Annotated in this window: 5 protein-coding genes and 1 pseudogene; all 6 read right to left on the bottom strand. The window is 67.3% G+C overall.

Translation table 11 applies throughout. The annotated features are described in order from the left end of the window. Nucleotides 1–265, bottom strand: a pseudogene (locus BIS11_RS09250) (MFS transporter); the annotation flags it as partial. Between the two features lie 4 nt (nucleotides 266–269). Then, nucleotides 270–773, bottom strand: a complete 504-nt coding sequence (locus tag BIS11_RS09245) for a hypothetical protein (protein ID WP_227391059.1) — start codon at nucleotides 771–773, stop codon at nucleotides 270–272. An 84-nt stretch (nucleotides 774–857) separates the two neighbouring features. Next, nucleotides 858–2,129: a DEAD/DEAH box helicase gene (locus BIS11_RS09240; protein WP_253423712.1), complete on the bottom strand. Its 1,272-nt coding sequence runs from the start codon at nucleotides 2,127–2,129 to the stop codon at nucleotides 858–860. Between the two features lie 217 nt (nucleotides 2,130–2,346). Beyond that, the gene (locus BIS11_RS09235; protein WP_253423709.1) at nucleotides 2,347–2,931 is read right to left on the bottom strand and encodes a membrane integrity-associated transporter subunit PqiC; all 585 of its coding nucleotides are present in this window, start codon (nucleotides 2,929–2,931) and stop codon (nucleotides 2,347–2,349) included. A 12-nt stretch (nucleotides 2,932–2,943) separates the two neighbouring features. Beyond that, nucleotides 2,944–4,626, bottom strand: coding sequence for an intermembrane transport protein PqiB (gene pqiB, locus BIS11_RS09230; protein ID WP_253423706.1), 1,683 nt, complete (start codon nucleotides 4,624–4,626; stop codon nucleotides 2,944–2,946). Continuing rightward, nucleotides 4,619–5,953, bottom strand: coding sequence for a paraquat-inducible protein A (locus BIS11_RS09225; RefSeq protein ID WP_253585957.1), 1,335 nt, complete (start codon nucleotides 5,951–5,953; stop codon nucleotides 4,619–4,621). The genes pqiB and BIS11_RS09225 overlap by 8 nt, the downstream gene beginning before the upstream one ends. Nucleotide 5,954: the final 1 nt, after the last annotated feature.

Raw genomic sequence — 5,954 nt, 5'->3', positions numbered from 1 at the left:
TCATCAAGGCGCCGCCGAGCAGTAAAAGTGCTGCGCTGAGCGCGCGCTCGGCGCCGATGCGCCGGGCGACGAGCGGCGCCAGGGGGGCCGCCAGGCCCAGAAAGAGGACCGGCAGGGTGGTGAGCACGCCCGCTGCCGTCGGGGTGAGCCCCGCGTTCTCTTTCAGGCGAGCGAGCAGCGGGGCAACGGAAGAGAGGGCGGGGCGCAGATTGAGCCCCACCAGAAACATCAGAAGGATGAAACCAACGGCGCGACGACGCTGCATGGCGCTAGCTCATGTGCGCGCGCAGATCGCCTCGGGCAGCGTCCATCAGGGTGATGAAGTGGTAGTCCGCCGGCGTTTCCAGGCAGTCCACCCGCACATCGGTACGCATGCCCTTGTTGATGTCGAGCTTTTCGTAGATCTCGAGGGTCACCTTGCGGGCCGGCTTGTCGCCGGGAACGATGGTTCCGTCTTCGAGCGTGAAGGTTTCGAGCAGGGTGGCGCGCACGCGGGTGCTGCCCTCTTCGCTCAACACCCGCCGGATGAACAGCCAGCCCTCGCAGACCAGCGCCGCGTCTTCGCTGCTTTCGCGCAGAAACAGCGTACGGTAGCACGCGCCTTCCGTCGCGGCCTTGTCGGCCATGCTGCGGTAGGCCTGAATGACCTGCCCGGAAGTCGCCCGGGCGTCCTCCAGACGCTGGGCGACCCCTTGATGCTCGCGGCTGAGCTGTTCCTGGCGCTGGAAGGCCAGCCACTGCCGGTAGTCATTGATAAGCTGAGATGACGCCATAATCACTCCATGAACGGGTTCGGCTAGACACCTGAATGGGGGTGTCTGAAAGCGGACAACCTTCGCACATTCGACGACCGCGCGCTAGCGGCGCGCGCGCCGGCGCGGTGCCTTGTCGGAGCGCTCGCCCTGACGCTGCCCCTGGCCTTGGCCGCGACCGCCGCCGCCGCCGGGCTTGCGCTGGCCGCGACGACCGTTCTCGATCGGCTGGGGCTTGGCGTTGGGGTCGGGCTCGAAACCCGGCTCGATCTTCTTGGGCAGGTTCTGCTTGATCAGCTTCTCGATGCTGGCGAGCAGGGCGTGCTCGTCCACGCACACCAGCGACACCGCTTCGCCATCGCTGCCGGCACGACCGGTACGGCCGATGCGGTGGACGTAGTCCTCGGCCACGTTGGGCAAGTCGAAGTTGACCACGAAGGGCAGCTCGTCGATGTCGAGCCCGCGAGCGGCGATGTCGGTGGCCACCAGCACCTGCAGGTCACCGCTCTTGAAGGCGCCCAGCGCCCGGGTGCGTGCGCCCTGGCTCTTGTTGCCGTGGATTGCCATGGCCGGGATATCCTGCTTGGAAAGCTGCTCCGCCAGGCGGTTGGCGCCGTGCTTGGTGCGGGTGAAGACCAGCACCTGGAACCAGCCGTGGCGAGTGATCAGGTGGGCCAGCAGTTCACGTTTCTTGTCGCGGTCGACCCGGTAGATGGTCTGGTCGATCTTCTCGGCGGTGGTGTTGCGCGGCGCGACTTCGACCAGCGCCGGGTTGTCGAGAAGCTGAGTGGCCAGCGTCTGGATCTCGTTGGAGAAGGTCGCCGAGAACAGCAGGTTCTGGCGCTTGGCCGGCAAGAGCTTGAGGATGCGCTTGATGTCGTGGATGAAGCCCATGTCGAGCATGCGATCGGCTTCGTCGAGCACCAGAATCTCGACCTGGGAGAGATCCACGTGGCCCTGCTGTTGCAGATCCATCAGCCGGCCGGGGGTAGCCACCAGGATGTCGAGGCCCTTTCTGAGCGCTTCGACCTGCGGGTTCTGGCCCACGCCGCCGAAGATGATGTGCGAGGTGAGCGGCAGGTACTTGCCGTAATCCGTCACGCTTTCGCCGACCTGGGCGGCGAGTTCGCGGGTGGGCGTCAGCACCAGGGCGCGCACCTGGCGCTTGCCCGGGCGCTTGCCGTTGCTGAGCCGCTGCAGCATGGGCAGCGTGAAGCCGGCGGTCTTGCCCGTCCCGGTCTGGGCGCTGGCCAACAGATCCCGCCCGGCCAGCACCATCGGAATGGCCTTCTGCTGGATGGGCGTGGGCTGGGTGTAGCCTTGGTTGGTAATGGCGCGTAGTAAGTCGTCCTGCAGACCAAGTTCCGAAAAGCTCATGGGTTCTCCGCCATTGCCAGCAAAAGCGCAGGGGCGCTGTCACCAAGCTAGGGTTCTAAATAGGTTGAAAACGCGGGGTTCGATCCGCGCGGCAGCGAAGTTTGCCAGATAGCGCGCCCGCCTGCGAGGCCCTTTTACTAGCGCGTGCTTCGCGTTCGACACGTGATGCACGCGCGCCACCCGGAAGGGGCGGCGCGCGTGCCGGGCAGGGGGCGGCCTAGAAGTAGCCGCCGGTGCGAAGCTCGCGGGCGATCTGCATCGCCGCAAGATCGATGCTCTGGCCGAGCGCGCGCACCAGGGCCGGGTAGCCGTCCTGGTCGAGCTCGGTCTCGACGGAGAAGCTTTCCAGCGCCAGCAGCTGGTTGTCCGCACCGCGCAGCTGCCACTGGCCGCTGGCGACGGCATTGCCGTCGTAGCGGCCCTGGAACTGGTCCACCTCGAGGGTCAGCGTTGGCGCGCCGCTGGCCGCCCCTTCGGCGCGCACCACGCGTACCCGGGGAAGCTCCTGGGAGAGCCGCCCGCGCAGGCTGCGCTCGAGCTGGCGGCCCAGCGCCTCGGCCCACTGGTGCTCGCGCGCCTCGACGAGAGTGATGTCGTCGAGCTGCATGACGACGCCGTCGACGTCGAGGTAGTGAGCCAGACGCGGCGTGCGTATCTGCAGGGTGCGCTCACCGGCGGCGGGGCTGGTGATGGGCGTTGCCGGCAGCATGTAGCGCGCCGGCGGCGTCACGCTCGAGGCGCACCCGGCGAGCAGCGCCAGCAGGCTGGTGAGGAGGGCTGTCTTCAACATCTTGGAGCGCATGAGGTCGTCCTTTTACCGAGGGGCCCGCGGAATGGGGTCTTCCGCGTCCAGATTGTCGAAAAGCAGCGCCCGCGGGTTCTCGTTGAGCGTGCGTGTCAAGGGCTGCAGGTCGCGCATCAGGCGATCGAGACGCTCGATGGCCGAGGTCAGGTCCTGATAGGCAGGCGACGCCGGCGAGAGCCCTTCCAGGGTGCTGCGAAGCTCCTCGAGGGTGGCGTTGACGTTGCCGCCCAGTGCCTGGGTGTCCGGGTCGCTCAGCAAGGTGTTGAGCGAGGCGCTCACCTCGCGCACCTCGTCGAGCACGCGCTCGGAAGCCTGCAGGTTGCGATCGAGCCCCGCCAGCAGCGGCTCGACTTCCAGCGCGTTGAGCTTGTCCAGAAGGCTGGTCACCTGGGCCTGGATCTGGGCGAACCCGCCGGCCACGGTGGGGAACACCTGACGCTCGGAGAACATCTCCTCGCGGTAGGTGCCGGCCAGGTCGCGCTGGAAGTTCAGGTCGACGAACAGTGCCCCGGTCAACAGGTTGCCGTTCTTGAGCGACGCGCGAAGGCCGAGATCGAACATGCGATCGAAGCGCGCCTGCCACTCGTCGATGTCGATGTCTTCGCTCTCGATGCCCAGCCGCTGGGGTTCGATGCGAATCAACACGGGGATGGCGAACTGGGCGCGGGAGTTGGGCTGCGGCGCGGTGAAGTTCCAGGGCACGGCGACCACGCTGCCCATGCGCACGCCGCGAAACTCCACCGGTGCCCCGCGCGAGAGCCCGCGCACGGTGTCGTCCACCAGCAGCACGTACTCGAGGTAACGGTTGAAGGTGCCTTCCCGGGCGTCGTCCTCGTCGGCGTAGAGGGTGAAGCGGGTGTTGTTGCTCACCGGCTTGCCCATGGGCAGATCTTCCGGTACGCCGAAGGTCACGCCGCCGCCGAGCAGCGCCTCCAGCGACTCGACGTTGACCCGCACGCCGTTGGCGTCGAGGCGAAAGTCGATGCCGCTGGAGGTCCAGAAGCGGGTGCTGTCGGTGACCAGTTGGGCGTAGGGCTCTTCGATGAACACCTGGTGGTGCATGGTGCGCGACTCGGGTTCGAAGCGATTGTCCTCGACGCGCCCCACGGTGTAGCCCTGGTAGGAGACCGGGTCGCCCACGCGCAGCGAGTTGCCGAGCTGGCTGACCAGGCTGATCTGCAGCCCCGCCTGGCCGGCGGTGGCCACCGGCGGCACGTCGCTCAACTCGAATTCGCGGCGCGGGTCGTCGGAGCGCCCGGGCTGGAGCTGGATGTAGGCGCCGGAGAGCACCGTGCCGAGCCCGCTGATTCCTTCGCGACCGATGCGCGGCTTGACCACCCAGAAGCGGCTGTCCTGGCGCAGCATCGCTTCGGCCTCGGGCTGGATGCGCGCGGTCATGACCGCGTGGGAAAGATCGTCGGACAGCCGCACGCTCTGCACCAGGCCGATCTCGACGTTGCGGCTTCGAATCAGCGTGCTGCCCGCTTCGATCCCCTCGGCATTGTTGGTGGTCAGGGTGATCAGCGTGCCGCGGCTGGTGTAGTTGTCGTACACCAGCCACAGGCCGATGATCACCGCGACGATCGGGACGATCCAGATCGGCGATAGCCGCGTCTGGCGCGAGGGCCGCGCGCGGTGCAGGTCGTTCTCGTCGTTCGGCGGCGTTTCGCCTTGGGGTAACTCGTCAGCCATCCACTGATTCCTTGGTCGCTGTTGTGGACGTGGCAGCACGTCCTGGCCGGGGGGCGCGTGGGGGAGGGGTGTCCCATAGAAGGCGCGGGTCGAAGGTCATCGCGGCGAGCATGGTTAGCACGACCACGGCGCCGAAGGCAAGCGCGGCGGGCCCAGGGGTGATCGACATCAGCGAGCCCGCGCGGATCAGCGCCACCAGGATCGCCACCACGAAGACGTCGACCATCGACCAGCGGCCGATGAATTCGGTCAGCCGGTAGAGCCGGGTGCGGCTCTGGGCTTTCAACTCGCCGCTTCGACGCACCGCCAGGCACAGCCAGGACAGGGCAAAGAGCTTGCCGACCGGCACGATGACGCTGGCCACGAAGATGACCGCCGCGACCGGCCACGAACCCATCTGCAGAAGCTGTACCACCCCGCCAATGATCGTCGAGGGCGAGCTCGACCCCAGGCTCGTGGTGGTCATGATCGGATAGACGTTGGCGGGAATGTACATGACCGTGGCGGCGAACAGCAGCGCCCAGGTGCGCTGGAGGCTGTGCGGCAGGCGCTTGTGGAGCTTCTCGTGACAGCGACGGCAGCGCGCCTTGCCGTTGGCGGGTAGCCGGTTGATCAGCCCGCAGGTGGGGCAACCCGTGACGTTCTGGGCCGCTGCGGTGGTGCCGGTGCGCGTGCCTTCAGGGGCGAGCGGCTCGCCCTCGAGGGAGAACCACATCCAGTCCGCGTCCAGCGACTGGCTGGTCTTGAGCAGCAGGAGAGCGAAGGCGCAGAACGCCCAGAAGGAGATGCCGAGGCTGATCTGGGCGAGGCCCGCGATCTTGATCAGGCTGACCAGCGCGCCGATGATGAACACGTCGGCCATCATCCACGGCACCAGATGTGAAAGCGAACGGGCGATATCGCGGCTGAAAGGCTGAGGGCGGCCGCGCAGCAGGCCGTACTGCAGCCAGATGACCCCGACCAGGTAGAGCGCCGGGAGCACGGCGATGGTCATGATCACGGCGATCGCCACCATCGGCTGGTGAAAGGCGATCAGCGTGGTCGCGGTCTGGGAGAGCTCGATGCGGTTGCTCACCCCGCTGACGCTGAAGCTCACGAAGGGGAACGACACCGCGATGATCAGCGCGATCAAGGACGCGACCGCCAGCGCCATGCTGCGCTGGGCCGGAAAGCGGTGGCGCTTGACCAGCGTATGCGCGCAGCGCGGGCAGTTGGCCTTCTCGCCGGAGCCCAGCGGCGGCAGTGCCGACACCCAGTCGCATTCGTGACAGGCGCGCAGCCGCCGCTGGGCTCCGGCGAGAAGGCCAACTGCCCGCGCTGCGCGCATA

It is taken from the genome of Halomonas sp. 707D4 (genome assembly GCF_024158685.1).
In the GTDB taxonomy this organism is placed as follows: Bacteria; Pseudomonadota; Gammaproteobacteria; order Pseudomonadales; family Halomonadaceae; genus Vreelandella.
Note: the sequence above shows the minus strand (reverse complement) of the source record. Positions and strands in the feature narration are given on the sequence as shown.

Bases quoted from the DNA above. Each gene is read 5' to 3' on its own strand.
- BIS11_RS09235 (WP_253423709.1), bottom strand. From the start codon at position 2,931: ATGCGCTCCAAGATGTTGAAGACAGCCCTCCTCACCAGCCTGCTGGCG.
- BIS11_RS09240 (WP_253423712.1), bottom strand. From the start codon at position 2,129: ATGAGCTTTTCGGAACTTGGTCTGCAGGACGACTTACTACGCGCCATT.
- pqiB (WP_253423706.1), bottom strand. From the start codon at position 4,626: ATGGCTGACGAGTTACCCCAAGGCGAAACGCCGCCGAACGACGAGAAC.
- BIS11_RS09245 (WP_227391059.1), bottom strand. From the start codon at position 773: ATGGCGTCATCTCAGCTTATCAATGACTACCGGCAGTGGCTGGCCTTC.
- BIS11_RS09225 (WP_253585957.1), bottom strand. From the start codon at position 5,953: ATGCGCGCAGCGCGGGCAGTTGGCCTTCTCGCCGGAGCCCAGCGGCGG.